Genomic DNA, 211 nt, shown 5'->3' on the forward strand with positions numbered 1-211 from the left:
GGATTTATTGGGCGTAAAGGGAACGCAGGCGGTCTTTTAAGTCTGATGTGAAAGCCTTCGGCTTAACCGGAGTAGTGCATTGGAAACTGGGAGACTTGAGTGCAGAAGAGGAGAGTGGAACTCCATGTGTAGCGGTGAAATGCGTAGATATATGGAAGAACACCAGTGGCGAAAGCGGCTCTCTGGTCTGTAACTGACGCTGAGGTTCGAA

The 211-nt window shown here is 49.8% G+C and carries 1 rRNA gene; it reads left to right on the top strand.

Features of this window, described 5'->3' with window-relative positions:
- Positions 1 to 211 (top strand): 16S ribosomal RNA (locus A7A76_RS00745); the annotation flags it as partial.

The sequence above is a fragment of the Lysobacter enzymogenes genome, from assembly GCF_017168095.1.
Classification (GTDB): Bacteria; Pseudomonadota; Gammaproteobacteria; order Xanthomonadales; family Xanthomonadaceae; genus Lysobacter; species Lysobacter enzymogenes_D.